This window comes from Thermomonospora umbrina, assembly GCF_003386555.1.
In the GTDB taxonomy this organism is placed as follows: Bacteria; Actinomycetota; Actinomycetes; order Streptosporangiales; family Streptosporangiaceae; genus Thermomonospora; species Thermomonospora umbrina.
The window spans coordinates 1,173,445-1,197,842 of the sequence record NZ_QTTT01000001.1; the positions used below are offsets into that span (position 1 = coordinate 1,173,445).

The 24,398-nt window shown below is 71.0% G+C and carries 21 protein-coding genes; 9 read left to right on the forward strand and 12 right to left on the reverse strand.

Annotation, left to right across the window (positions count from 1 at the left end; genetic code table 11):
- Nucleotides 1-9: 9 nt before the first annotated feature.
- Nucleotides 10-1,239: an oxygenase MpaB family protein gene (locus DFJ69_RS05085; RefSeq protein ID WP_116021397.1), complete on the reverse strand. Its 1,230-nt coding sequence runs from the start codon at nt 1,237-1,239 to the stop codon at nt 10-12.
- Nucleotides 1,240-1,375: 136 nt separating this feature from the next.
- Between DFJ69_RS05085 and DFJ69_RS05090 the strand changes: the two genes are divergently transcribed.
- Nucleotides 1,376-2,020, forward strand: coding sequence for a TetR/AcrR family transcriptional regulator (locus DFJ69_RS05090; RefSeq protein ID WP_211328514.1), 645 nt, complete (start codon nt 1,376-1,378; stop codon nt 2,018-2,020).
- Between the two features lie 121 nt (nt 2,021-2,141).
- On the opposite strand, the gene DFJ69_RS05095 is transcribed toward DFJ69_RS05090, so the two are convergent.
- From DFJ69_RS05095 to DFJ69_RS33680, 3 genes are all read right to left on the reverse strand, one after another.
- Nucleotides 2,142-2,333, reverse strand: a complete 192-nt coding sequence (locus DFJ69_RS05095) for a hypothetical protein (protein ID WP_116021398.1) — start codon at nt 2,331-2,333, stop codon at nt 2,142-2,144.
- A 101-nt stretch (nt 2,334-2,434) separates the two neighbouring features.
- The gene (locus DFJ69_RS33675) at nt 2,435-3,013 is read right to left on the reverse strand and encodes a hypothetical protein (protein WP_147312209.1); all 579 of its coding nucleotides are present in this window, start codon (nt 3,011-3,013) and stop codon (nt 2,435-2,437) included.
- Nucleotides 3,010-3,285, reverse strand: coding sequence for a hypothetical protein (locus tag DFJ69_RS33680; protein ID WP_170177475.1), 276 nt, complete (start codon nt 3,283-3,285; stop codon nt 3,010-3,012). The genes DFJ69_RS33675 and DFJ69_RS33680 overlap by 4 nt, the downstream gene beginning before the upstream one ends.
- Between DFJ69_RS33680 and DFJ69_RS05100 the strand changes: the two genes are divergently transcribed.
- Nucleotides 3,209-3,382: a DUF397 domain-containing protein gene (locus DFJ69_RS05100; RefSeq protein WP_116021399.1), complete on the forward strand. Its 174-nt coding sequence runs from the start codon at nt 3,209-3,211 to the stop codon at nt 3,380-3,382. The two genes, DFJ69_RS33680 and DFJ69_RS05100, sit on opposite strands and share 77 nt — an antisense overlap.
- Nucleotides 3,383-3,877: 495 nt before the next feature.
- Here DFJ69_RS05100 and DFJ69_RS05105 read toward each other — a convergent pair whose 3' ends face one another.
- A complete protein-coding gene (locus tag DFJ69_RS05105; RefSeq protein ID WP_116021400.1) occupies nt 3,878-4,600 on the reverse strand; it encodes a phytanoyl-CoA dioxygenase family protein in 723 nt (240 codons plus the stop codon).
- Nucleotides 4,601-4,683: 83 nt separating this feature from the next.
- On the reverse strand, nt 4,684-5,304 hold the full coding sequence (locus DFJ69_RS05110) for an HNH endonuclease family protein (RefSeq protein WP_116021401.1): 621 nt from the start codon (nt 5,302-5,304) through the stop codon (nt 4,684-4,686).
- 452 nt (nt 5,305-5,756) lie between these two features.
- Here DFJ69_RS05110 and DFJ69_RS05115 point away from each other — a divergent pair, with 452 nt between their 5' ends.
- Both DFJ69_RS05115 and DFJ69_RS05120 read left to right on the forward strand, forming a co-directional pair.
- Nucleotides 5,757-7,286: a hypothetical protein gene (locus DFJ69_RS05115; RefSeq protein WP_116021402.1), complete on the forward strand. Its 1,530-nt coding sequence runs from the start codon at nt 5,757-5,759 to the stop codon at nt 7,284-7,286.
- Entirely contained in the window at nt 7,283-9,832 is a 2,550-nt protein-coding gene (locus DFJ69_RS05120) for a phospholipase D-like domain-containing protein (protein ID WP_116021403.1), read from the forward strand. Before DFJ69_RS05115 ends, DFJ69_RS05120 begins: the two co-directional genes overlap by 4 nt.
- On the opposite strand, the gene DFJ69_RS05125 is transcribed toward DFJ69_RS05120, so the two are convergent.
- A complete protein-coding gene (locus DFJ69_RS05125; RefSeq protein WP_245974027.1) occupies nt 9,829-11,817 on the reverse strand; it encodes a nuclease-related domain-containing DEAD/DEAH box helicase in 1,989 nt (662 codons plus the stop codon). The two genes, DFJ69_RS05120 and DFJ69_RS05125, sit on opposite strands and share 4 nt — an antisense overlap.
- A 381-nt stretch (nt 11,818-12,198) precedes the next feature.
- Between DFJ69_RS05125 and DFJ69_RS05130 the strand changes: the two genes are divergently transcribed.
- The 4 genes from DFJ69_RS05130 to DFJ69_RS05145 are packed head-to-tail and all read left to right on the forward strand — an operon-like array spanning nt 12,199 to nt 15,553.
- Nucleotides 12,199-12,735 carry an ABC transporter permease gene (locus DFJ69_RS05130; RefSeq protein ID WP_245974029.1) on the forward strand — a complete coding sequence of 179 codons (537 nt, stop codon included), beginning with the start codon at nt 12,199-12,201 and terminating at the stop codon, nt 12,733-12,735.
- Nucleotides 12,732-13,793, forward strand: a complete 1,062-nt coding sequence (locus tag DFJ69_RS05135) for an ABC transporter ATP-binding protein (RefSeq protein ID WP_245974031.1) — start codon at nt 12,732-12,734, stop codon at nt 13,791-13,793. The genes DFJ69_RS05130 and DFJ69_RS05135 overlap by 4 nt, the downstream gene beginning before the upstream one ends.
- Nucleotides 13,790-14,560: an ABC transporter permease gene (locus tag DFJ69_RS05140; protein WP_116021407.1), complete on the forward strand. Its 771-nt coding sequence runs from the start codon at nt 13,790-13,792 to the stop codon at nt 14,558-14,560. Before DFJ69_RS05135 ends, DFJ69_RS05140 begins: the two co-directional genes overlap by 4 nt.
- Before the next feature lie 24 nt (nt 14,561-14,584).
- Nucleotides 14,585-15,553, forward strand: coding sequence for a glycine betaine ABC transporter substrate-binding protein (locus tag DFJ69_RS05145; RefSeq protein ID WP_116021408.1), 969 nt, complete (start codon nt 14,585-14,587; stop codon nt 15,551-15,553).
- 35 nt (nt 15,554-15,588) lie between these two features.
- Here the strand turns inward: DFJ69_RS05145 and DFJ69_RS05150 are convergent, their stop codons facing one another.
- Nucleotides 15,589-17,277 carry a hydroxysqualene dehydroxylase gene (locus DFJ69_RS05150; protein ID WP_116021409.1) on the reverse strand — a complete coding sequence of 563 codons (1,689 nt, stop codon included), beginning with the start codon at nt 17,275-17,277 and terminating at the stop codon, nt 15,589-15,591.
- Between the two features lie 314 nt (nt 17,278-17,591).
- On the opposite strand from DFJ69_RS05150, the gene DFJ69_RS05155 reads away from it, so the two are divergent.
- Nucleotides 17,592-18,023, forward strand: a complete 432-nt coding sequence (locus tag DFJ69_RS05155) for a BP74-related protein (protein WP_211328515.1) — start codon at nt 17,592-17,594, stop codon at nt 18,021-18,023.
- A 145-nt stretch (nt 18,024-18,168) separates the two neighbouring features.
- Here the strand turns inward: DFJ69_RS05155 and DFJ69_RS05160 are convergent, their stop codons facing one another.
- From DFJ69_RS05160 to DFJ69_RS05175, 4 genes are all read right to left on the reverse strand, one after another.
- Nucleotides 18,169-19,248, reverse strand: coding sequence for a DUF6528 family protein (locus DFJ69_RS05160; RefSeq protein ID WP_116021411.1), 1,080 nt, complete (start codon nt 19,246-19,248; stop codon nt 18,169-18,171).
- A 333-nt stretch (nt 19,249-19,581) separates the two neighbouring features.
- On the reverse strand, nt 19,582-21,666 hold the full coding sequence (gene ligA / locus DFJ69_RS05165) for an NAD-dependent DNA ligase LigA (protein WP_116021412.1): 2,085 nt from the start codon (nt 21,664-21,666) through the stop codon (nt 19,582-19,584).
- Between the two features lie 80 nt (nt 21,667-21,746).
- Complete coding sequence (locus DFJ69_RS05170) at nt 21,747-23,561, reverse strand: choline/carnitine O-acyltransferase (RefSeq protein ID WP_245974033.1); 1,815 nt, start codon at nt 23,559-23,561, stop codon at nt 21,747-21,749.
- Nucleotides 23,558-24,391, reverse strand: coding sequence for a class I SAM-dependent methyltransferase (locus DFJ69_RS05175; RefSeq protein ID WP_116021413.1), 834 nt, complete (start codon nt 24,389-24,391; stop codon nt 23,558-23,560). The genes DFJ69_RS05170 and DFJ69_RS05175 overlap by 4 nt, the downstream gene beginning before the upstream one ends.
- Nucleotides 24,392-24,398 lie beyond the last annotated feature (7 nt).

The window sequence follows — 24,398 nt, forward strand, 5'->3', positions numbered from 1 at the left end:
CGGCCGGGCTCAGTAGTGCGGGTTGTTGGTCTGCGGGATCTCGATGCTGATCGGCTTGGCCTCGGACAGGTAGGCGAGGACCATCGTGCGCAGGAACTCGTCGAAGAGCCAGTAGAGGTCGTCCGCCCTGGGGAACGTCGCGAGCAGCCCTTCCCGGACGGCGACGAACGGCCCCCAGGCCACGTCGAGGAGCCGATCCCAGAAGGGTTCGACGGGGATCCGCAGCCATTCGGCGATCTCGTCCCCGAGCAGGAAACGGGTGAACGCGCGGAGCACGGGCTTGGTGAGAATGGTGCCGTCGAACGCGACACCGAGGTTGAGGAGGATGTCGGCCAATTTGACGCCCTCGGGTGTCGGGGCCAGCACCGGCTTCAACACCTGCTCGGCCTGCGCGTCGGCCTCGTCCCATGACGCGGGAATGTATTCGTCCTTGGTGCCGAGCAGGTGCGCGGCCACCTGCCACGAATGCAGGAAGGCGGCGGACTCGGCGGCGGGGATCGGCACCTTCCACGCGGTGAGGCTCTTCATGACGGTGGTCGGGAGACTGTGCCAGGTGACCATCAAGTCGCGCTGGCTGATGGGGATCTCCTCGTCGGCGACCTTCGCCCAGTACGGGGACTTGGGGAGCAGATGGCGCACCGCCGCGTGGACGAGCCGGGTCTTGACGCAGGTCACGATCATTTCGCCATCGGGGTCGTACGCCTTCCGGGACCCGATGTCGTACCCGAGTTTCGCGGTCTTGGAAATGCGGTCCTTCATGTCCGCACCGCCCTGGGAGTAATAGACCGCCCGCGCCTCCCTGGGAATGACGGTGCTCATCATGCCGCTGGCGAACCCGTACAGCACGCCGAGGTAGAGCCCTCGCTTCTCGTTGAATTCGACGGCCGTGGCGAGCCTTCCCCGGTCGGCCCATTCCGGCAGTCGACGCGCCCGCTCCATGAAGTCCCGCAGGTCCGCCGGCAGCCCGGCCGGCAGCGGCTGGCCGTTCTTGGTCCAGGTCCGCAGCAGCGCGTTGACGCCGGGCACCTCGCCCCGGTCGAGCAGCGAGGCGACCAGCGCGTCGGCCTCCTCGTCCCACACCCATCGCGGGTCGACGCCGCGTCCCGATCCGGCCACCGAGCCCCGGGGCGACCACGTCCACAATGAGCCCGCATGCGCGGGTGTCGCCGCGCCGAGCGCACCGACGGCGCCCAGCGTCCCTCCGGCCACCAACACGTTGCGCCTGCTGGGTTCGTCCATCGCTCCTCCTCAGCGCCGAAAGCACGGTCTGATACGGTGATACGCTCGCCGCTTCTGCGTATCATCGACGGCGGGTCCAATAACAGCACACTGCGCCGGTCGCCACAAGACCCGCTCGCACCACTCGAGGTGGACAATGGACCCTGAGTCACTGTTGGAACGGGCCTATTCCGACGCCGTCGAACGCGTCGACGACGCCGATGAGACCCGTGCGCGCGTCCTCGACGCGGCGTACGAGCAGTTCTCCCGAATGGGCATCCGGCGTTCCACCATGGAGGACGTGGCCCGACGCGCCGGGGTCTCGCGGATCACGGTCTACCGCCGGTTCGCCACGAAGGACGCGCTGGTCGAACAGGTGGTGCGCCGAGAATTCCGCCGCTATTTCGACCAGTTCCTCATCGATATCGAGCAGGCCGAAACCGCCGCCGACCGCGTGGTCGCCGGCTTCGTCAGCTCACTGCGCGCCATCCGGGGCAACCCGATGATCGGCGGCCTGATCGCCACGGAGCCGGAACTGGTCGTCCCCTCCATGGCCCACGACGGCGGCCGCACCCTCGCCATCGTCCGACAATTCGTCGCCGGCCAACTCCGCCGCGAACAACGCGCCGGCAACGTCGCCGGCGACCTGGACACCGACCTCGTGGCCGAAATGATGGTCCGCGTCTCCGCGTCCTTCCTCACGGTCCCCAGCCACCTCATCGACCTCGACGACGAGACCCAACTCGCCATGGTGGCCCACCGCTTCCTCGTCCCCATGCTCGAACCCCCTGGAACGTTCTGATCCCGAGCCGGCGGCGCTCATCGATGGGGTACAAACCGGCTCCGGAGGGAAGCCGGAGGCACATGACATCCGGGCGTAGCGGTGGCGACCTCAAGGCGCATCCCGATGGCGAGGCGCTCGTTCAGGGCAACGGCTCGTGCCAGGAAATGGCGGGGGCCTCACGGGCAGGCGTACAGGCCACGAAGAGCAGAGAGCGCTCGGAGAGCATGTCGCTCTCGTACTGGACGCGACCGAGGACGGCGAGGGTGACGGCCGACGCCAGGGGAAGGCCGCCGCCGATGACCGCGACGCAGCGACACAGGCCCTCCCTCACAGGATTAGGGCTGGACCGTCGTTCGCGGAGTCCTCACCACCGAGGGGTCCGGTTTTCGGCTTGGCGGTACCCGGGGCCGCCTTCAAATGTGTAACCGGTCATCAGCTTCTCTCCCGCAGGTTCGACATCACTTCAGTGGCCAATCGGGTGGCTGTCGCCGCTCGATGCTGTGGGGCGATGGCAGGGATGTTGTGTCCATCGCAGTGGATGAGAAAGACCAGATGCCCATGACGCAGCGCGACCCAGAGAGTGCCGCTGGAGGTGGTGAATGCCCAGCACGACTGTGTTGCGCCGCTGGAGAAGGGTTTGCATTGGTGTACGCGTGTTGCTGCGTCGTAAGCGCTCTTGGCTCCTAGATAAGGATCGCTTACGGGGACGTATACTCTGCGGACGATGGCCTGCACTCCCACGCTGCCCGTCTTGCGCGAGAGGTCGGTGGTGTAGGGGGCCGACCACAGACACTCGGCGTGGTCGGGTTCGGCCGGACGTCGTTGACCTGAGGTGGCCTCGACCAGATCCCGGGCGAGGGAATCTCCGATGAGTGCACAAGGGTCGGGTACCTGTACCTCGCGTCCCGGGATCGTCACGGAAGGTCGGTCGTCGGATGCAGCCTGGCATGCGGCGAGCTGCGGCACGACCGCGGCCACGGCGATGGAACCGTACAGCGTGAGCCTGCTCATCCGAGTTTCCATTGCTCACCGTCCTTGACGGGGGCCGGTACTCCGCCTGGTGAGCGGATCTGCTGGACCCTGCCACGCAGTGCGACCATGGCCGCGGCATGGGCGGCGACCGCGCGGTTCATGTTCACTTTGCGGGTGATGATGCCTTCGGCGAAGGTGGAAAGGCAATAGGTCAACTGTTCCCGCCAGGCGCCCTTGGTCTCCTCCTCGGCCACTTCCCGCTGCCCGAGCAAAGCCTGTATCGAGGTCGCCCGCCCCGCCCACGGCACCATCGGCGTAGGCGACGGCAAGAACGCCGACGCCGGCCCGGTGCTGGACTTCGCCCCTGGCGAGTGGACGGCGTTCCTTCACACCGTTCGCTCCAAGTAGCCGCTCACGCCGGGGGCCACCGGGCCCTGGCCACTCCGGATGACGCGCCCCCGGGCACCAACGGCGCACGCGACCGTCGGCGCCGGCCTGGAATTCACCTGCCGGGAGTGGGCCGCCTTCGTGTCGGCCGCCCGTTCGACCGGTAGCCATCGGTGAGCGCGGAGAGGGAGTGCGCGAAGTGCGGGCTCGGCTGTGCCTGCGACCTCGCTCCGACCACACGACGCCGTCCTCACGGCCCGGACGCTCTGCTGATCTCCGTCGAGCACATTCCGGCGCGTGTCATGGCGTCACCGAGCACCACGTTCTCAGGGAAGACCTCGGCTGGGGCTGGATCCCCGACCCGGATCCGGGCCTGTGGGGCCGCGCATCGGCCCGAGCCATCCGGTACGGGCCACCCCACCGGGGGCGACACCAACCGGGTGGCCCGCACTCGTCGTATGAACCGCGTCCGCGAACTCGGCTTCCAGCGTCCGCCGAGGGCCGACGCGCCAGTGCTCAGGGCTGTAGGGCCCGAGCCAGGGCGTTGGGGCCGTTCGGGGTGACCGGGGACGTTAGGAAGACCGGGGCCTGGGCCATGAAGCGTGGGCGGGTGCCCCGGTGGACGTCCGCCGCGTGGACGGTCAGCGGGTGGACCACGTACATGTCGCCGGGCAGGCCCGTCGCGTAGGCCACCGGCCGTTCCTTCGACGCCTCGTCGAGCAGGGGACCCGCCTCGAACGGGTCGAGGACCCGGTCGCCCAGCACGCGGGCGGCGTCGCGGTGGGAGCCCACGCGGATGCGGGTCGGGGCGTCGTCGTCGCCGACCTCCGACATCAGGACGAGCAGCAGCAGCGTCTCCGGTCGGCCCGACACGGCCCACGAGCCGTCGGGGCGGGCCACGGAGGCGTCGATGTGCCAGCCCCGGTCGTCGGCCGGCTCCACGCCGGGGAAGCGGATGGGCATGTTGCCCAGAGCACCGCGCGGGGCCCATCCGCCGGGGCCCGCCACGGCGTCCAGCGCCCGTCGCAGGTGAGGGCTGCGGCTGAGCTCGCCGAACGGGCCCTCGCCGGTCAGGTCGGCGGTCCACACCACCGGCTCGCGCCAACCGGACGGGTCGTCGGGTGACAGGCCGATCCGCTGCCACAACAGCGCTCGGGCCGCGTCGCCGGGCGCGCGATGGGCGTCCGTCTCCAGCTTGACGAAGCCGTCGGCGACGAAACGGTCGATGTCCACGCTCATGTTCTTCACGCTAACGACGCCGTCCACCGATTTTCGGCGGAGCAAAGGCCTGGGCGAGACGGACGCCCGCCCAGGCCCCTGCGTCAGCAGGTGTTGAGCATGGAGGTGAGGGCGCTCTTCTCGGCGCTGTCGACGCTGAGGTTCCAGTACCACTTCACCTGGATCCAGGCGCGGGCGTACGTGCAGCGGAACGAGGAGAGGGGCGGCTGCCAGGTGGCCGGGTCCTGGTCGCCCTTGGCCTGGTTGACGTTGTCGGTGACGGCCCACAGTTCGGGGCCGCCGAGGTCGTTGGCGTACGCCTGGCGGGAGGAGGTGGACCAGGCGTGGGCGCCGGAGGACCAGGCCTCGGCCAGCGGGACCATGTGGTCGATGTCGACGTCGGACGCCGCGTGCCAGGTGGCCCCGTCGAACGGGGAGTACCAGGAGCCGGAGATCGCGGCGCACGAGGAGTCGGTGACGACGTTGACGCCGTCGCGCTTGAGGACGGTCTCGCGGGTGTTGCAGCTCCCCGAGATGGTGATCCAGTGCGGGAACAGCGACCGGTCGTACGAGGAGTGGTTGGACTCGGCCCGTACCGTCAGGGCGGCGAGGCGGGAGGCGGCGGTGGAGGCGGACGGGATGTTGGGGGGCGTCGCGGACGCGGTGGGGGCCAGGGCGATGGTGAGCAGGACGGCCAGGGCGGCCGCCGACAGCAATCGGCGCATCGGGCCGGGGACCCTTCTGCCGCCAGCCCCGGTCGAGGAGGGGGGCTCCACGAGCGGGCCGGGGGAAGCGGCAGACCGAACATCGGCCGGCGCGATGACACGGAGGATAAATCGGTATTAACTACCGTGAATCAGCACCAATCACCCACATACCCGATGGTCAGGAGCAGATGGCGGCCGGATGAGGCCGCCGGGTATCGCCGGACCACGAAGGGCTTCATACTCGTCGGGATTCGCCTGGGCCATGGCGGCCGAGGCTCGTGACCGGAGCCGGCCCGCCGGCCGACGGCGCCCGGTCCACGGCACGCCGTGGCGTCGCTTCGTCGCGATGCCTCCGACCGGCGGCGCCGTTCCGGAACCCGTCCCATGGTCCCCCCTCGAGAAGGTCGGCGTCTGTCCGCCATTCCGGAAACGGCATGATCTCTCCAAGATCATTCGAGGAGGATGAGCGGGTGACGTTCATGGTGGAGGGCCCCGGCTGGGCGAAGGAGGGGCTCGAACACGCGTCGGGGCGGTACCCGCTGCGCGTTGAGGCTCCGGTTCTGCGGACGGTCGAGCTGCTCGTGCCGGGGATCTCCTCGGTCACCCGCTACGTGCGCTATTACGCCTTGTACGCGGCCTTGGCTGCGCACGCCGATGAACATGATCTCGACGCGGCGGCGTGCCGACGGCTGCTGCGGCGCGGCGAGGTCGTGCTGGCCGGGGTCTCGATCGTCCACGACGATCCGGACGGGTGGCCCGGCATGGCCCATGGTGTCGACCGGGTCAGGCCGCTGTTCGGCGACGATCTCGACCTCGGCCGAGTCGCGGACCTGGATGACGGGGACCGTTCGTACTCGCCGCGTGCGTGGGGGTTCTGGGAGCAGTACGGCGGCCCCAACGCGACCCTCGGAACGGTCACCGTCGACGGCGGTGCGCTGCGTCCGGCCGAACATCCCTGTCCCGCGGAGGTACGGGAGCTGTTCGCCCCACTGTGGCGGGCCGCCGACCAGGACCTCTTGGACGGGCCGCGGCTTGACGAGTTGGCGGCGCTCGCCATGCAGAGGGCAGAACCCCCTGAGGTGCCCTGGTTGCGCGGCCTCTTCACCGCGACCGTGGAAGGGCGTCACGATCCCGGTGGGTGGGCGGCCGATGACCGGCGTCGGCGGGCCGCGTTCAGGATGTTCGGGCGCGCCGTGGTGCTCCACGGCCACGACCTCGAGCAGGGGCCGGAGGAGTGGGTGCGGTCGGCGGTGGCCTTCGGCGACCAGATCGAGACCGACCCGGTGCTGAGGGACCTCGACCACGTCCTGGCCTGGCGCGGCCTCATGCTGCGCAACTACTCGGTCAGCGCCTGGAGACGCCTGTGGGCGGGGCTGGTCGGGTCGATGGGGCCGGAGGACGGGTCGACCGACCGCGACCGGGACGAGCTTCGCGCGTGGCTGGCCGACAAGATGCCGGCCGGGTCCCTGCGGGCCTTCCTCGACGAGCTGCCGGACACCATGGACGGCGGGCATCCGACACCGTTGGAACGGGAGATCCTCGCGAACGCGGACCCGAAGGACCCCTTGGTCGACGTCCGCCTGCTGCTGGTGGGCGGGCGTCGCGCCACCGAGCTGGTGGGCGAGGAGCGCACCACGTTCCTCGGGACGCGGCACGACATCCTCAACCCGCTGTGGGTGGATCGGCTGATCCATGACTTCACCGACCGGCCCATGACCGACCTGGCGGTGCGGTTGGTGGACGACATGCTGGCGCAGGCCCGCCGGGTCGCGTTGGCCAAGATGCGTCCCGACCGAAACGGGCGGATGAAGGTGTTCTCCCGGGTGCACGAGCGCGCCGGCCGGTTCTACAAGACCGGCGACGAGGGCGACGGGGACATCGGGCTGCGGATCCTGCAGCTCGCGGACTTCGCCCACCAGCTCGGCCTCGTCACCGTGACCTCGCACGGGACGGCGGCGGTCACCCCGCTCGGCGTGGACCTGCTGGAGGTGGGCCCATGACATGGGAGTTCTCCTCCCCTCTCACCCTGCTCGGGGGGTGGCGCGACCGCGCCGACGCGGCCGACCTGCACGAGCTGCTGCTGCTCGGCTTCACGGTCGACCTGCCGTTCCTGGAGAAGACGCTCGTCCCCACCGCGAGGGTCCTCGGCGCGCGTGTCACAGTGGTCGGCGACGCCGCGCAGGGGCTGTACGACCCGGTCGACGTGCGGATGGCCGGACGCGCCTACTTTCACGGGCTGGCGGCGTGCCGCGATGGCGCCTTCCATCCCAAGCTGGCCCTGCTGATCGGTGCGGACGACGTGGTCGCCGCGATCGGCTCCGGCAATCCCACCATGGCGGGCTGGGGCTACAACGACGAGCTGTGGACGGTGCTGCGCGGCCGCGTCAGCCACGCCCCGGAGGGTCTGCATCAGCTCGGCGAGTGGTTGGGGAGGCTGGGCGGCGTGGTCTCGATGCCCGGCTATGTGCGGGAGCTGCTCCAGGAGATCGCCGCCCGGTTGGGGGAGTTCCAGGTGTCGCCGCATCCGACCCGAGTGCTCGGCAATCTCGACGGCGGGCTGCTCGACCGGCTCCCGTCCGGCCCCGTCGACGAGCTGCGCCTGTACGCGCCGTTCGTGGACGGGAACGGGAGGGCGCTGAGCCGGATCGTGGAGCACTTCGATCCCGTCCGGGTCGTCGTCGGAGTCCAGGAACGCTGGAGCAGCTACGACGGTGACGTGATCCTGCGAGCTCTCGGCGGCCGAGACGCCGAGCTGCGTCTGCTGCCCGAGCGGCGACCACGGCACGGCAAGCTGCTGGAGTGGGAGAGCGGCGGGTCCTGGTCCGCGTTGACCGGTAGCGCCAACCTCACCGCGAGCGCACTGCTCGAGCCGGCCGTCGCCGGAGGCAACTGCGAGCTCGGCGTCCTCGCACCGACCTCGGCCTCACTGCTGCCGGAGGGCGTCTCCGCCCCGCTCACTCGGCTGCGGGGCCGCCGCACGGTACGGCCCGTGAGGGCGCGGCCGACGCTACTGGTGCTCGGCGCGCTGCTCACCGGCACGGGAATGCTGCAGGTCACGTTGGCTCGCCCGTATGACATCGCGGTGACGGCCGAGGTCTCCCCCGACGGATCACCGGGGTCGTGGATCACGATCGGCACCATCGCCGCCGGCACGACGTTTCAGGAGTTCGCCGCCCCCGAGGCCGCGGGAGCGGTCGTCCGGATCGTCGACCCGAGGACGGAGAGCCACACCGAGTCTCCGCCGGTCTTCGTCGTCCACCCCGCCCGATGCGCCCGTCGCCGAGCCGACGACGACCGGCCCACGCTCCGCCACGCCTATGCCGAGGAGGAGATCTTCACCGACGAGGAGCTGGCACGCCGTTTCCGGTACGACCTACTGCGGCTCTCCGACCAGCTCGCCGAGCGCAGGACCGCGCGTCCGGGCACCGCCCGAACGCCCGCGGCCTCGGCCGTCCACGACCGCTGGGCCGCCTATCTCGACGAGTGCGAACGGGCTGTCGGCCGGCCGCTCACCCTCGCCCTCTTCGGCAGGGCGGGGATGCCCGATCCGTCTCCAGGCCTGCGGTGGGGCGTCACCGCCGACATCACGACCGATGACGCTGAGGAGCCCACCGACCCCGCCGGCGAAGCCGCCGCCACGGAGATGACGGCGTCCCAACGGGTGGCATGGCAGCGGTGGATCGCCCGCGCCGTCTCACGGACCGTGCCCGGGGAGCCGGAGTCGCCGCTGATGGTGCGCATCCTGGTCGCCCGGTTGTTCGTCCAGTTGCTGGCCCATGGCGTCTGGGACCTGACCGACGACTCCTGGCGCGGCCACTTGGCGCGGCTCACGGGTGGGCTGATGCCCGGGCGTCACGATGATCTACCCGTCGAGGCCGTGGAGCAGGCGAGAACGCTGACCGCCGTATGCATGGGCCTGCTGCGCAGTGGCGTGGCGCTCACCGGAGGAACCCCCGCCGATCTGATCGCCGCACGCACGTGGCGGGCCGTCAGGGGCGTGATCGCCGAGGTGAACGCGGAAGCCGCAGGGGACCTGCTCATCCCGCCGGTACTCCCCCGAGCCCATGTTCTCGGCCGTTCGGAGTGGGAGGGGTTGCTCGACCTGGCCGCCGATCACGACCCGCTCGCGCCCGTGGTTTCCGAGTTGGCCGAGGACGGGCTGGAGCTGGAATACATCGACGGGCTCCATCGGGTGACGGGGAGGTTCAGGAACCCCGTGCCGGTGGCGGCACGCATCGCGACCCTGCTGGAGGACCATCTGGAGACGGCACTGGTGCACGCCGTCGCCGACGGGCGCTGGGCCTTCGTCGCCTGGCGGCGACCTCACCTGGTGCTGGCCGTCGCACCGTTGGGCAACTCCTGGCGTGTCTATCGGGTCGACCAACCCGCAACCCCTGAATCACGCTTGGGCGGCGAGGGCCTTCCTCAGACCGGCCTCATCGGAAGGGCCGTGAGACTCGGGCAGGAACCGCCCGACATCGCCCGGCAGGTACTCGCTCAGGTCGGGATCGACCATGTCTTGCTACTGCGGAGGCTGACCGCCTAGGAACGGACGACGGTGCCGAGCCAGAGGTGGTCGCGGGCTCGGGTCATTCCGACGTAGAGGAGGCGGCGGGCCAGTTCGGCGCGTTCGCGGTCGACGGGGGTGTGGCCGTTGGCCATGTGGAGCGTGTCGTGGTGGGGCAGGAAGACGTTCTTGAACTCCAGGCCCTTGGCCCGGTGGTAGGTGCCGAGCTTGACGGCGTCGGTCGGGTTGCCGTCGTAGTCCTCCAGGTTGAGGACGGAGAATCCGGCCGCCGTGAGCAGGCGGTGGTAATGGCCGACCCGGTTCGAGACGCAGAGGACGGCCGAGCCCGCCGGACCGGCCTCCGAGAGCGCCTCGACCAGGCGACGGTCGTGGTCGGCGGCGTCGGCGGCCTGGGCGACCACGACGCGGCCCTCGTGGTAGGTGAGCTCGACGTCCCGGTGCCCGTTCGGGCTGCTCTCCTCCAGGTCGTCGAAGGGGTCGCCGGAGACCAGCCGCAGCGCGGTGTCGAGGATCGGGGCGGCGTTGCGGTAGTTGGTGCGCAGCACGGCGGCGCGGCCCATGACGCTGATGCCGGCGTCGGCGAGGCGGAAGCCGCCGGGGTACACGGACTGCTGGCCGTCGCCGATCAGGAGCAGGCCGTTGGGGGCGTCCCCGACCAGGGCGTACAGGAGCCGGACGCCGACGAGGGTCAGGTCTTGGACCTCGTCGACGATGACCGCCGTGTACGGCGGGTCGACGGGCTCGCGCTCCACCTCCCTGAGAGCGGTCATCAGCAGGTCGTTGAAGTCGTGGACGCCCTGAGCGATGCGGAGCCGCTCGTACTCCTCGTACAGGCGCCAGACGGCCTCCCGATGCTGGGACTGCAGGGCGGTGCGGCGGCCGTGGCGGGGGATCACGCGGTATTCGGCGAGGGAGGTCAGGCCGCGTCCCTTGATGACGTGGCTCACCTCGTCGCGCCAGTAGCGGTCGGAGGGGTCGAGCTCGGTGAGCAGACTGTGGCGGCCGACGCGCAGCCACGCCCGTGAGAACGCCGTCTCGGCGGCCTCGGGCCTCACGTTCAGGCGGACGTCGCGTTCGCCCAGGAATCGCTGCGCCCAGGAGTGCAGGCCCGTGAACTCCACGCGGGCCGGCACGCTCGGGGCCATGCTCTGGAAGAGCCGTTCCTGGACCCGGGGAAGGGTCTTGACGAAGGTGACGTACAGGATCCGGCCGGTGGTGCGCTGCGCCAGGTGGGCGGCGCGGTGCAGGCCCACCACCGTCTTGCCGGTGCCCGCCGGGCCGCCGACGCGGGCCGGGCCGTTCCAGTCGCGTCGGACGACGGAGACCTGATCGTGGTGCAGGAAGGTCATCCACTGCTCGATGGGTGCGCTGAGAGCCGACCGCATGGCGGCCCTCTCCACGTCCTCGACGTCGAAGAGCGCCCCGTCGGGCTCCTCCGAGGGTGTGCGGGCCGGTGTCTCGGCGAGGGAAGGGGTGTCGTAGGCGGTGAAGGTCTCCTCTAGGAGGTCGGCCACGGCGCGCACCATGCGCGGGGTCAGCCGTTGCGGCTCGCCGACGAGGACGGGGAGGATCTCGGGCGCCCCGAGGAGACGCAGCCGCCCGACGACCCTGTCGACGGAGTGCTCCGCGAAGACCATCACCGGGCGCAGCGCGATCGGGGCCATGCCCAGCGAGGCGACCTCCCGCTCCGCCGCCCGGGTCGTGTCGAGCAGTTTGGCGACCCCCAGGTCACGGTGCTCGGAGTCGGCCGGCGGGAGGTCGTCGGCGGCGGACGGGGGCTCCCATCCGCGCTTGACGTCGATGACGAACACGCCGCCGGGGCCGACGAGGATCATGTCGACGTTCGCGGACATCGTCGCGGGCCAGGCATGGTCCACCAGGAGCCGCCATCCCGCGCCGGTCAGCGTGATGAGCTGTCCGACGACCTTGCGTTCGGCCTCCGTCGCCGCCTCGAAACGCCCGGCCAGGGCGTACGCCTCCCGTGACCGACGCTGCAGCGCCATCGCGTACTCTCGCTCACGACGTCCACCGGCCATCGCCCCGCCCCATTTCGTCGAAAAATGACGATCCACCGCCCTTGGCGACAATCATCACCCAGGCCGGGGACCGCCGGACAGAGGTCCGTAGATCACTTGTCGGGGGCCTCGGCGTAGTCTGCTGGGGGCGGTCGACGGCCTTTCCTGGGCCGGCGGCCGTCATGAGGCCGCGGGGCCGCCGGGCCGCGGTGATCGGAGACGTTTGCGGGCGTACGCGTCCCTGGCGACCAGGAGGCACCGCTGAGCTTCACCGAATACCTTTCCGAACGCTGGCCGGACATCGTCGAACTGACGCTCCAGCACGCCCAGATCGTCCTGCTCGCGGTCGCCATCGCGACCGTCGTCGGGGTGGGGACGGGGGCCCTGCTCGAAAGCCGGCCACGGGCCGGTCGGGTGGCGCTCGCCGTCGCCGGGACGATGCTCACCATTCCCTCGCTCGCCCTGTTCGGGCTGCTCATCCCGCTGTTCGGGCTGGGCGTGACCCCCGCAGTGGTGGCCCTCGTGCTGTACGCGATCTTCCCGATCCTGCGCAACACCATCACCGGGCTGGCCCAGGTGCCCCGCGCGGTCGAGGAGGCGGCGCGCGGCATGGGGATGAGCCGGATGGGCCGGTTGGCCAGGATCCGGCTGCCGCTGGCCTGGCCGGTGGTCCTCACCGGCGTGCGGATCTCCACGATCATGACGGTCGCCATCGCCGCGATCGCCGCCGCCGTCAACGGGCCGGGACTGGGCGAGCTGATCTTCCAGGGGCTGGCCCGCCTCGGCGGGGCCAACGCCCTCAACGACGCGCTCGCCGGGACCCTCGGCGTCGCGCTGCTGGCCCTGGCCCTCGACCTGATGTTCGTCCTGCTGTCCCGCCTCACCGTCTCCCGGGGGCTGCGATGACCGAGCGTTCCATGATCCGGCTCGACGGTGTCAGCAAGCGCTATCCGGGGCAGGCCAAGGCCGCGGTGTCGGAGCTGTCGCTGGACGTCCGCGACGGCGAGATCGTGGTGCTCCTCGGCCCCTCGGGCTGCGGCAAGACCACCACGCTCCGACTGATCAACCGGCTGATCGAGCCCACCTCCGGGCGCATCTTCCTCGACGGCGAGGACGTCACCCGCGTCGACCCCGACCAACTGCGTCGCCGCATCGGGTACGTCATCCAGCAGGTGGGGCTGTTCCCCCACATGACGATCGCCGACAACATCGGCCTCATCCCCCGCACCCTGGGATGGGACAAGAAGCGCATCCGGACCCGGGTCGACGAGCTGCTCGAGCTGGTCGGTCTGGACCCCGCCGCGTACCGCCGCCGCTACCCCAAGGAGCTGTCCGGCGGGCAGCAGCAGCGGGTCGGGGTGGCCCGCGCGCTGGCGGCCGACCCTCCGGCGATGCTGATGGACGAGCCGTTCGGCGCGATCGACCCCATCACGCGGGAACGGCTCCAGGACGCGTTCCTGGACCTGCAGGCCCAGATCCGCAAGACGATCGTGCTGGTCACCCATGACCTCACCGAGGCCGTCAAGCTCGGCGACCGCATCGCGATCCTGGGCGAGGAGGCCCGGGTGAGGCAGTACGACACGCCGTCCGCGATCCTGGCCGAGCCCGCCGACGAGTTCGTCGCCTCGTTCATCGGGTCGGGCGCCGCGATCCGCCGGCTGCGCCTGGAGACGGTCGGCGCCCTGCCGCTGGGGCCGGTGGAGGTCGTTCGCGACCCGGCCGACCCCGTACCCGGGCGGGCGGTGCTCGTCGACGGCGACGGCCGCGCGCTGCGGTGGCTGGAGTCGTCGGAACGCGCGACCGTCGTCGTCCGCGCCGACCAGAGCGTGTACGAGGCCGTCGACGCGATGCTGCGGGCCCGCGACGAGGAGGCGGTCGTCGTCGACGAGGACGGACGACCGGTGGGAACGCTCTCGTGGTCCGCCCTCATCCGTGAGGCCCCCCTGGCCGGCGAGGCGCGATGACCGTGACCGAGGCGCTCCCTCAGCGGGGGGCGGACGAAGGGCTTCGGCGCTCCATCCTCGGGGTCCTCGTGACGCCGGCGCTGCTCGCGGCGGCCTGTGGCGCGCTGTGGCTCTACCTGCGCGGACGCGACCTCGACACCATCGAGCGCCGGGCCATCAACCGGGAGATCATCACCCAGCGGCTGATCGAGCACGTCCAGCTCGTCGCCGTGTCGACCGCGCTGGTCCTCGCGATCGGGATCCCGCTCGGCGTGCTCCTCACCCGGCCCCGGCTGCGGCGGGCGTCCCCGCCGTTCCTCGCGATGGCCAACGTGGGCCAGGCGATCCCGTCCATCGGGGTGCTGGTGCTGTTGGCGGTCATCGTCGGCGTCGGGTTCCGCAACGCGATCATCGCGCTGGTGCTCGTGTCGGCGCTGCCGGTGCTGCGCAACACCATGATCGGTCTGGACGGCGTGGACCGCTCGCTCATCGACGCGGGCCGGGGCATGGGGCTGTCCAAGACGGCCGTGCTGTTCCGCGTCGAACTGCCCCTGGCCGTTCCGGTGATCCTGGCCAGCGTCCGGATCGCCGTCATCCTCAACGTCGGGAGCGCGACGCTGGCCGCCTTCACCAACGCCGGCGGCCTCGGCGACCTCATCAACACCGGCATCGCCCTCAACCGGACCCCCATCCTGCTCACCGGTTCCGTCCTGACCGCCGTCCTCGCCATGGCCAGCGACTGGCTCGTCGGTCTCGTCGAACGCCGCCTGCGCCCGCGTGGTCTCTGACCCCGCCCACCTAAGGAGAACGTCATGAATCGGCTCTCCCGCACCTTCGCCGCCACCCTCGCGGTCGCCGCCCTGGGCGCGACCGCCGGCTGCTTCAGCTCGGGCAGCACCAGCGCCGAGCCCGGCAGCCTCGCCAAGGGCGTCTCACTCGACGGCGTCACCCTCACCGTCGGGTCCAAGGAGTTCACCGAGCAGCTCCTCCTCTGTCAGATCACCGCCCTCGCCCTGCGCTCGGCGGGCGCCGAGGTCAAGGAGAAGTGCGGCCTGCAGGGCAGCAACACCACCCGCGCCGCGCTGACCTCCGGCAGCATCGACATGTACTGGGAGTACACCGGCACGGCCTGGATCAACTTCCTCAAGAAGACCGAGCCGATCGACGACCCGGCCCGGCTCTACCAGACCGTCGCGCAGGAGGACCTGACCGCCAACAAGGTCAAGTGGCTCGCCGCCGCGCCCGCCAACAACACGTACGCGATCGGCGTGAAGACCGAGACGGCCCAGCGGCTCAAGGTCGCCAGCCTGTCCGACTACGCCCGGCTGGTGAGCACCGACCCGGGCAAGGCGTCGATGTGCGTGGCCAGCGAGTTCGCCGGGCGCAGCGACGGGCTGCCCGGCATGGAGAAGGCGTACGGCTTCAAGGTCCCCAAGTCGGGGCTGGCGTCGCTGGCCGAGGGCGCGATCTACAACAGCGTCGCCAAGGCCAAGCCGTGCAACTTCGGGATGGTCACCACCACCGACGGGCGGGTCAAGGGCCTCGGGCTGACGATCCTCGCCGACGACAAGCGGTTCTTCCCGATCTACAACCCGGCGCTGACCGTGCGGGACTCGGTGTTCCAGAAGCACTCCACGCTGTCGAAGCTGATCGACCCGATCGCCCGCGCGCTGACCGACCCGGTGCTCCAGGACCTGAACAGCGCCGTCGACATCGACGGTGAGCAGCCCGAGGACGTCGCCGGTGACTGGCTGAAGAGCAAGGGCTTCATCGGCAAGTGAGGCATCCCTCGGCCCTGGCCGTCCGAGGTCGGCGGTCAGGGCCACAGGGGGATCTCGATGTCGAGGAGGTGCGGCAGGCCGCGCCGAAAACGGTCGCGGTCGAGCCGCTTGAGATGGTCGAAGGCGGGCGGCGCCCAGAGGCCCTGAACGGTGCAGCGCGGCTCGGCGGAGCCGGCGGCGTCCAGGAGTCCGTTGACGGCCCGGCGGGCCCCCTCGTTCGCGCCCTCCATGGTCGTGACGTTGATGTGCGTCCTGACCCAGTCGCCGGCCAGGAACAGGTTCGGGATCGCGGTGACGGACGCGGGCCTCGCCTTCCAGGAGCCGGGGTGCTGGACGAACAGGGGCTCGTCGTTGGCCACCTCCGGGGTGCCGGAGCCCGTGATCGCCGGGTCCAGGTACCAGGAGTGGAGCATCGCGTCGGTGAGCCGGGCCCGGCCGGTGTCGTTGAGGTGGGCCTTGAGCTGCGCCCAGGTCTCGGCGGCGATCTCCTCCGGGGTGCAGTCCCGGGCGCGCCTGCGGTCGTGATCCCCGAGGGCGGACCAGTCGGAGATGATGGTCGACAGACAGTCCCGGACCGTTCCGTCGCCGTACGAGGCGAAGTCGCGCCGCCAGAACTGGGCCTGACTGATGGACGTGACGGCCCATCCGGAGTCCACGTAGTTCACATGACCCGGTGTGAGGGGGACCTTCTCCTTCAGGAAGAACACCAGGCCGTTCATCCAGTCGGTCCTCAGTGAACGGGTGCTCGCCAGCGACGGATCGGCGGCCAGCAGATCGGGGTCGAGCAAGGGCACGAAACGCTCCACCGGAACGGCGCACACGAACCAGTCCGCCCGGACGCCGTGCGCCCGGCCCGCCGGGTCGTGGACCACCGCCTCCGCGATCCGCCCGCCGCGCGGGACCAGCCTCGTGAGCGTCCAGCCCTCGCCGAAGGTCACGCCGAGAGAACGCAGATGGGCGATCCAGGGGTCGAGGAGCATTTCGTTCGTGGACCCGTTCAGCAGCCGATCCGGCGACCCGCCGGGCTCGTTGCCGAAGCCGAGGATGCTCCACAGGATCGCCTCCGCGACCAGGCCCACGGAATGGGTGCTGGCCTCGGCGGACTTCATCGCCGTGAAGTGGCGAACGGCCCCGTCCGCGAGGAACGCCCGATACTCCGCCGACATGCGATCCGCCTGGACGAACTCGCTCCAGGTGACGTTGTCCCATTGCCCGAGGCGGCGTTCGTCGGAACTGGTGACATAGACGGCGCTCTTACGGGCGAAGAACGCGGCCTCGTCGAAAGGAAGCCGCATGGTCGTCTGCAGGGCGCTGATGATGGTGGCGATGAGCGACTCGGGCGAGTACGGAAAAGGCCGCGGGGGCGGCGGGAACGGGAACGCCACCGTCAGATCGTGCCGGCCGCCCGAACGGGAGCCCAGATAGGTCGCGGCGCGGACCAGATTGTCCCAGGTCCCGCGGGTGTTCCCCGGGAACGGGATGCGGCGCATGGTGTCGGGCAGATTCCGGTAGAACCCGGGAAAGAACCGGAAACCGTGCTCGGCGGGCAATTCCGCCCTTCCGCCCGTCGCCGACCCGGGCACCCCGAAACTGCGGGACTTGCCGCCCAGCGCCTTCCGCTCGTACACGGTCACGCGGAACCCTCGTTCGGCCAACTCCAACGCCGCAGACAGACCCGCGATCCCCGCGCCGAAGACCGCCACTTCCCGGCCGCCGTCCGCCATCGGTCACCCTCCCGCCGGGAGCCGCCACGTCCGCGCCCGTGGCTCAGTGACACCCATCGTCACTCCCCCACGTCGCGGACGCCCGCCTCCGTTCGGCTCAGCGGAACCGGGCGGTCTTCCGCGCTGCGGGGAGACATCTCCGTCTGTTAGGTCGCTCGACGGCCCGCGTCCCGGTCGACGGAACTCACGGTGCCGACACTTTGCGCGAACTTGTTAACACTCTGGGTGAGTTCTTCGTCTTGCCCGGGGTGGCGCGGATCCGCACCGTGAGCCCGGGAACGTACCGGAGGTATTTCATGCGAGGTATCACCCTCATGACCGGCATCAGGGCCTGCGTCCTGGCGGTGGTCGCGACGCTCGTCATCGTCGGCGTCCAGCCCGCCCGGGCCGATCACGACGCCGAGGAGGCGTACTTCGAGGTCACCGACATCACGACCCACACCTTCGTCCTCAAGCTGACCGACCCCCTCCAGATCGCCCACGCCCGGGCCCTCCTGGACGGCACGACCACCGAGCGACCCCACGTCTTCGGCCGCATCGTCAAGCGCACGGCCTCGTACAACCCCCGCTGGAGCTACCACTACGACCCGACCACGATCGGCTTCTTCGATTACGCCATCGAGGTCTGCGACGCCACGATCCCCTACGTCGAGGACCACCTCGACGAGGCCGGCGGCCCCTTCCTGCCCGGCCTGCTCTGGTGCCCCTGGACCTCCAGGCTGGCCCGGGAACTCCCCGCCCCCTGACCCCGCCACCGGCCCGGGGTGAGGACCGGCGGGGAGCCCTCACCCCGGGCCGCGAGCATGACTGGCAGCGGGCCCTTGACGTGCGGGTCTCACGGCTGCACGGCGTCCGGCATGCCGGCAGGTGGAGCCGGGACGCTGCGGGGGGTCACTGGTAGGTGGGGGCGAACCAGCGGGCCTTGTAGAACTGGGCGGTGGGCAGGGTGCGGGTGGCGTTCATGGGGCCTTGGCCGAAGAACTCGGCGGTGTCGGTGCACCAGGTGGTGGCGCAGCCCTGCTTGGGGCGGGTCAGGAGGAGTTGGCCGGTGGCGGGGTGGTCGCCGATGGCCTTGACGAGGGGGGTCTCCGCGACGCTGTCGGTGTGGCGGAAGTCGGTGGTGAAGTCGCCGGTGGTCTTGTCGTACTGGTAGACGCCGGTGTTGGTGGTGATCCACAGGCGGTCGCGGTCGGACTGGACGGGGGCGAGGTCGTGGCCGCCGTGGCTGGGCAGGTCCTCGCGGTACACCTCGGTGAGGGTCGGGGCGCTCGGGGTGCCGCCGACGCGGAGGGCCACGAGGTGGTCGTCGCCGATGGCCCAGAGGACCTCGCGGCGCGGGTCCCACAGGACGCCGTGGCCGCCCTTGAGGCGGAACTCGGTGTACGCGGTGGCGGTCGGGCCCTGGGAGGCGGCGTAGACGCGGATCCAGCCGCCGGTGCTCGCTGCGGCGGCGACGTTGCCGTCCGGCAGGAGTTCGGCGGCGTGGACGTTGCCGGCCCGGCCCGCGTTGACGGCCCACAGGCGGCGGCCGGACGGGTACTCGACGGCGCCGATGAAGCCCCAGGAGTCGCCGGTGAGGACGAACGTCCTGCGGCCGGCGGTGCGGACCCGGACGTCGGAGACCGCGCCCCAGCCGGGAACGGCGTCGGCGTAGCCGTTGTCGGCGGTCGGGGCCCACGACCACACCTGGGCGCGCGGGTCGACGCCCTGCGTCCAGTCGCGGCGGCGGGAGTCCATGACGACGATCCGGTCCCCGCCCTGGTCGCCGCCGATGACCAGGCCGTGCGCCCAGCCGGTCGGGTGGCCGGGCGGGTGGGCCAGGGCGTGCCGCAGGTGGCCGGGGACCGGGTCGGTCGGCGGGGCCGGGGACAGGGCGGCGGGCGAGGCGCCGGCCGGAGCGGCGATCGTGACGGCCGTCGTGATCGCGGCCCCGGCGGCCAGGGTGAGCCTGCGGAGGGCTCGGCGCAGCATGGATGACCTCCAGAAGGGACGAGCAGTGCGCCAGGAGCCTTCCGGGGGCAAGGGACCCGCATATGAGGCGGCCCGATACAGAATCCGACCATTGGACTAACAAACAGGACGAATCAACCCAGGTCAGTCCCGAACTCACAGAAATGCGGAGACCGGATCGGCGCACGCCTCCGGACACCGGACTTCACGGCCCTGGTTGTCTTCGACCCCGCCCTCCCGCCCGGAGACGAGAGGGCCCATGCGACTCAATGTGCCGAAAAGATGCCCTCTCACCTGCACGTTCAACCCCAAGCCCGGCGCACGGCCTCCGGTCCGACGCGCACGCGGACGAGGTCAGACGAACGCGGACACGAGGGTGGCGAACTCCTCCGGGGTGGTGATCCGTACGCCGGCCTTTTCGGCCTTCGCCCTCTTCGACCCGGCCTTCTCGCCCGCGACGAGAAGGCTCGTGCGGGCGGACACCGAGGACGACGCCCTGCCGCCGGCGCGTTCGATCAGCTCGTTCATCTCGTTGCGGCTGAGCTCGGCGAGCGGGCCGGTCATCGCGCCGGTGACGACGACGGACATGCCGGCCAGCGGGAGCTCGACGGCGACGGTCGTGCCGGCGGACGCGTCGGCGTCGGCGGGGGTCGGCAGGGGGACGCCGGGCTCGGTCATGGTGACGCCGGCGGTCACCAGCTTGTCGATGAGCGGGGCCAGCTCGGCGATCTCGCCGACCAGGACGGTGGCGCGTTCGGGGCCGACGCCGTCGACCTCCTGGAAGGACTCGGCGTCGGCGGCGCGGATGGCGTCCATCGTGACGAAATGGCGGGCGATGCGGCGGGACATGGAGCGGCCCGTGCCCCGGACGCCCAGGGCGCAGAAGACCTTGTTGAGGGGCTTGGCGCGGGCGGCGGCGATCGCGGCGAGGAGGTTGTCGGTGCTGACCTCGCCCATCCGGTCCAGGTCGAGGATCTGCTCGCGGGTGAGGAAGAACAGGTCGGCGAAGTCGGCGATCAGGCCCGCCTCGACGAGCTGGTCGATGCGGTTCTCCCCGAGGCCCTCGATGTCGAGCTGGTCGCGGCCCACCGCGTAGCGGACGGAGGCGACCGCGTGGCAGGCGCGGCCCTTGGCGCAGCGCCAGCGCTGCTGGGAGGCGTCGATCTCGTCGTCGCAGCGGGGGCACCGCTCCGGGATGGGGATGGGGGTCTCGTCGCCGGTGCGCAGGTGGACGACGGGGGCCTCGACGCGGGGGATCACGTCGCCGGCCTTGTAGACGGTGACGTGGTCGCCGATGCGCAGGTCGCGGCGGGCGATGTCGGCGGCGTTGTGCAGCGTCGCGTACGTGATGACCGACCCGTCGACCTCGACGGGCTCCAGCACGCCGCGAGGGGCGATGACGCCGGTGCGGCCCACGTTCCACTCGACGGCGACCAGGCGGGTGATCTTCTCGGTGGCGGGGAGCTTGTAGGCGATCGCCCAGCGGGGCGCGCGCGAGGACAGGCCCGCCGCCTCCTGGTCGGCGGCGAGGTCGGCCTTGACGACGATGCCGTCGATGCCGAACTCCAGCTCGCCGCGCAGGCCGGCGATGCGATCGACGTGCTCCTGCACCTCGACGACGGTGGCGCAGACGGCGGTGCCCGCCGGGGTGGCGGCGCTGGTCTGGACGCCGAGGGCGGCGACCGCCTCCATCACGCCGGAGTGCGGCAGCTCCCGCAGGCGCTGCGCCAGGCCCGGCTCGGTGCCGTCCATCGGCAGCGCTCCGTAGCCGAAGAAGGTCATCTCGACCCGGTAGGGCCGATCCTTGGCGCGCAGCGAGCCGGCGGCGGCGCTGCGCGGGTTGGCGAAGGCCGCTCCCCCGGCCCCGGTGCGGGCGGTGTTGGCGGCCTCGAACTGGGCGTGGGTCATCAGGACCTCGCCGCGGACCTCCACCGTGACCGGCTCGGCCAACCGCTCGGGCAGCCCGAGGATCATGTCGATGCCGTGCGAGACGTCCTCGCCCGCCGTGCCGTCGCCGCGCGTGACCAACCGGACCAGCCGACCGTCGCGGTAGCGCGCCGAGATCGCCAACCCGTCGAGCTTGGGCTCCACGCTCCACGCCTCCACCGGCCGCCCGAGCCGGCGCTCCAGCCCCGCGGCCCACGTCGACAGCCCCTCGGCGGAGAACACGTTGTCCAGGCTCAGCATGGGCACGGTGTGCGGCACGTCGCCGACGACCGCGCCCCCGGCGACCTTCCCGGTCGGCGAGTCGGGCAGGACGTGATCGGGATGGCGGGACTCGTAGTCGGCGATGCCGCGGACCAACCGGTCGAAGGCGTCGTCGTCGAGGGCGGAGTCGCCGTCTCCGTAGTAGGCCGCGGCGGCCTGCACGGCGGTGGTGACGGCGTCGGCGTACGCGGCCTGGTCGCCGATCTCGGTGAACGCGGGCGAATCGGTCATGGGCTCATTCTGCCGGGCGCCACCGACAGAAGGGCAGGTCGAGGGCCCGGCCCGCCGCGACGGGCCGGCCGGGCCCATGATCACTCGGCGGCCAGCAGCTCCCGCAACTCGCGCACCGTGTCGCGGAGATGCCCGGCGAAGGTGTGCATCGCGTCGGCCACGGGTCGGGGCGTGCTGAGGTACACGTTGAACCGGTCGGGCAGCAGGACGTACGCGACGCCGATGCACTGCTCGCTGGTGGAGCCGAAGCCGAAGTACTGGATGTTCTTCGACGGGGCGGAGCTGGTGCTGAGGTAGTCGTCGCGCATGATGACCCAGCCCGGAGACTCGTACAGCGGCAGGGGCTCGGTCACCCCCAGCTCCTCGCCGCGGCGCTTGGCGATGAGCTGGAGCTCCCAGAGGTGCTGCTCGGGGGCCTGACCGGACTGGCACTCCTTGGCGCGCCGCACGTGCGCCTCGGCGGCGGCGCGGAAGGCGGCGCGGCGGGCCCCTGGGTCCGCGCCCGGGTCCTCCATCGCGGCGACGAACGCGAGCGCCTCGGGGGTCACCACGCGCATCGCCTCGGTGCGGCCGTGGCGGTACTGGCGGGTGGCGATGGACTCGTACGTCGCGCCCGTGATGCCCTTGGCGCGCTTGTGGGCGAGCTGGTACGCCATCTGGACGAACGCGTCGGGCGAGGTCTTGAGCTGCTTGGCCGTGTTCCCGCCGAAGTCGTCGAAGGAGACGATGGTGGAGGCGGTGGCCTCCGCGTAGGCGGCGAACGCGTCGGCGGCGGCGGCCACGTCGGCGCGCAGCGCGTCGTCGAGGACGAACTCGACCGCCTCCACCGCCGGCAGGCCCTGGGACACGGCCCCGGACCGCGCGGAGTGCTCCTCCGCCGAGGTGTCCAGCAGGGCGTCCACGAAGCTGAGGATCGTGGTGCCGTCCAGCCCGCAGTGCTCCACGTTGATGCCCGCCCGGCCGTCCTCGAAGACGATCAGGGAGACGGCCTTGTCGAACCAGCGGTTGCCGCTGTCGCCGTGCAGGAGCCGGTCACAGGCGGCCAGGTCGTCCTGAAGGGCGACGTCCTCGAGGCAGATGCAGAACAGGGCCGTCTCGACGGTGTCGAGGGCGGCGGCGTTGGCCGGGTCGAGGGCCAGCAGCGCCTCCCGGGAGGCGGCCCACTCGGCGCGCGCCTTGGTGGTGAGGTGCCCGACGGAGGTGTCCCGGTCGGCGCGGGCCGCACCCGACTTGATGATGGCGCCCAGCCCGGCCTGAAGGTCGTCCAGGGTGTGCGGACGCCCGTCCTGGCCGATGACGTCCAGGCGGAACATGTTGCCGCGGTAGAGGACGATGATGTGGCGCGCCGGGGAGGGGCCGGGCCACTCCTCCGTGTAGGGGACGCGGACGGTGTCCTGTACGGCGCCGGGGATGCGGGTCGCGGAGAACAGGTACTTGTTCTGCTCCATGGACAGCACGGTGCCCCGCTGAACGGCCGGCGGGATGCGCTCCTCGTCGAGCAGGAGCTTGAAGTCGACGGCCGCGGCGATGAGACCCGCGGCGCGCTCCGTCTGGCTCTGCTCGACGTCCTTGAACAGGAAGATGAAGTTGGCGTTGAGGGCGATGCGGTCGCGGCGGCCCAGGTAGCGGTACGGCCAGAACGTGTCCAGCCAACTGTGCACGTCCTCGCGGGAGTCGTACTCGGCGAGGGCGGCATGGAGCCTACGGCCGGGACCGTCCGGGCGGAGGAACGCGGTGACCTCGTCCCGGGTCGCCACCAGCTCCTCCTCGGTCAGCAGGGGCGCGCACCAGTCGAGGAACCTGTCGCAGGTCTCCTCCAGGGCGGGCAGCGGCACGCGCGGCAGGGCGTGCTCGTTGCCGAAGGTGCGCGGGGACGGCTCGTGCAGGGTGTTCACTTCGCTCCTCGATGTTCCGTGTTCGCCGCCGGGCGGGAAACGTACAGTTGCGCGTAGAACCAGCCGTCGGTCTCCAGACCGGTCGGGTCCACGCCCACGGACGCCAGCGTGTCCAGGACGAGCGACTGCTCCTCCTCCGTGGCGAACCGTCGCTGCTTGAAGACGCCCTCGTGCCGGACGGTCTCGTAGCCCGCCTCCGCGAGGCTCTCGGCGACCGGCTCGAACGGGAACATCCGCAGGACGAAGTGCGCCATCCACGGCTTGCGCTCGCCGTGCGCCTCGACGATGCGGGTGATGGTCCGCGCGCCGACGTAGCCGATGCAGCCCGTGGACACGACGAGGTCGGCCTCGGCGAGCTGCTCGCGCTGCCGCTCGGTGGGGTCGTCCGCCTCCAGGTCGGCGTGCACGGCGTCGTCGAGGAACCCCGCCGCCAAGGCGTAGGCGAGGGCGGGCTCCGAGACGTCCATGCCCATGACCTTGGGACGGTCCCGGCGGTTGCGGGCCGACACGTACGCCCGGTCGCGGGCCAGCAGCGAGCTGCGGATCTGGGTGTCGGCGTCGGTGCCGCAGTAGCGCTCGTACAGCTCGTCCATGGTGGCGTCGCACTTGAGCAGCGCCGCGTTGATGCCGTAGGAGCAGCCGAGGTCCAGAACGGTGGGGATCGGGGTGAGCTGCGTCTCCCGGTACTCGGCTATCAGGTCGGTGAAGGACGGCTTGGCGAGCTGGGGGATGCGGTAGTCGAGCTCTCGGAGCGTTCCGAAGTAGGCGCGCGGGTCGGGCTGGGTGTAGATGTGGTCGAGCGAGATCTTGCCTGTGGTGTCGGTGTGCATGGTCCCG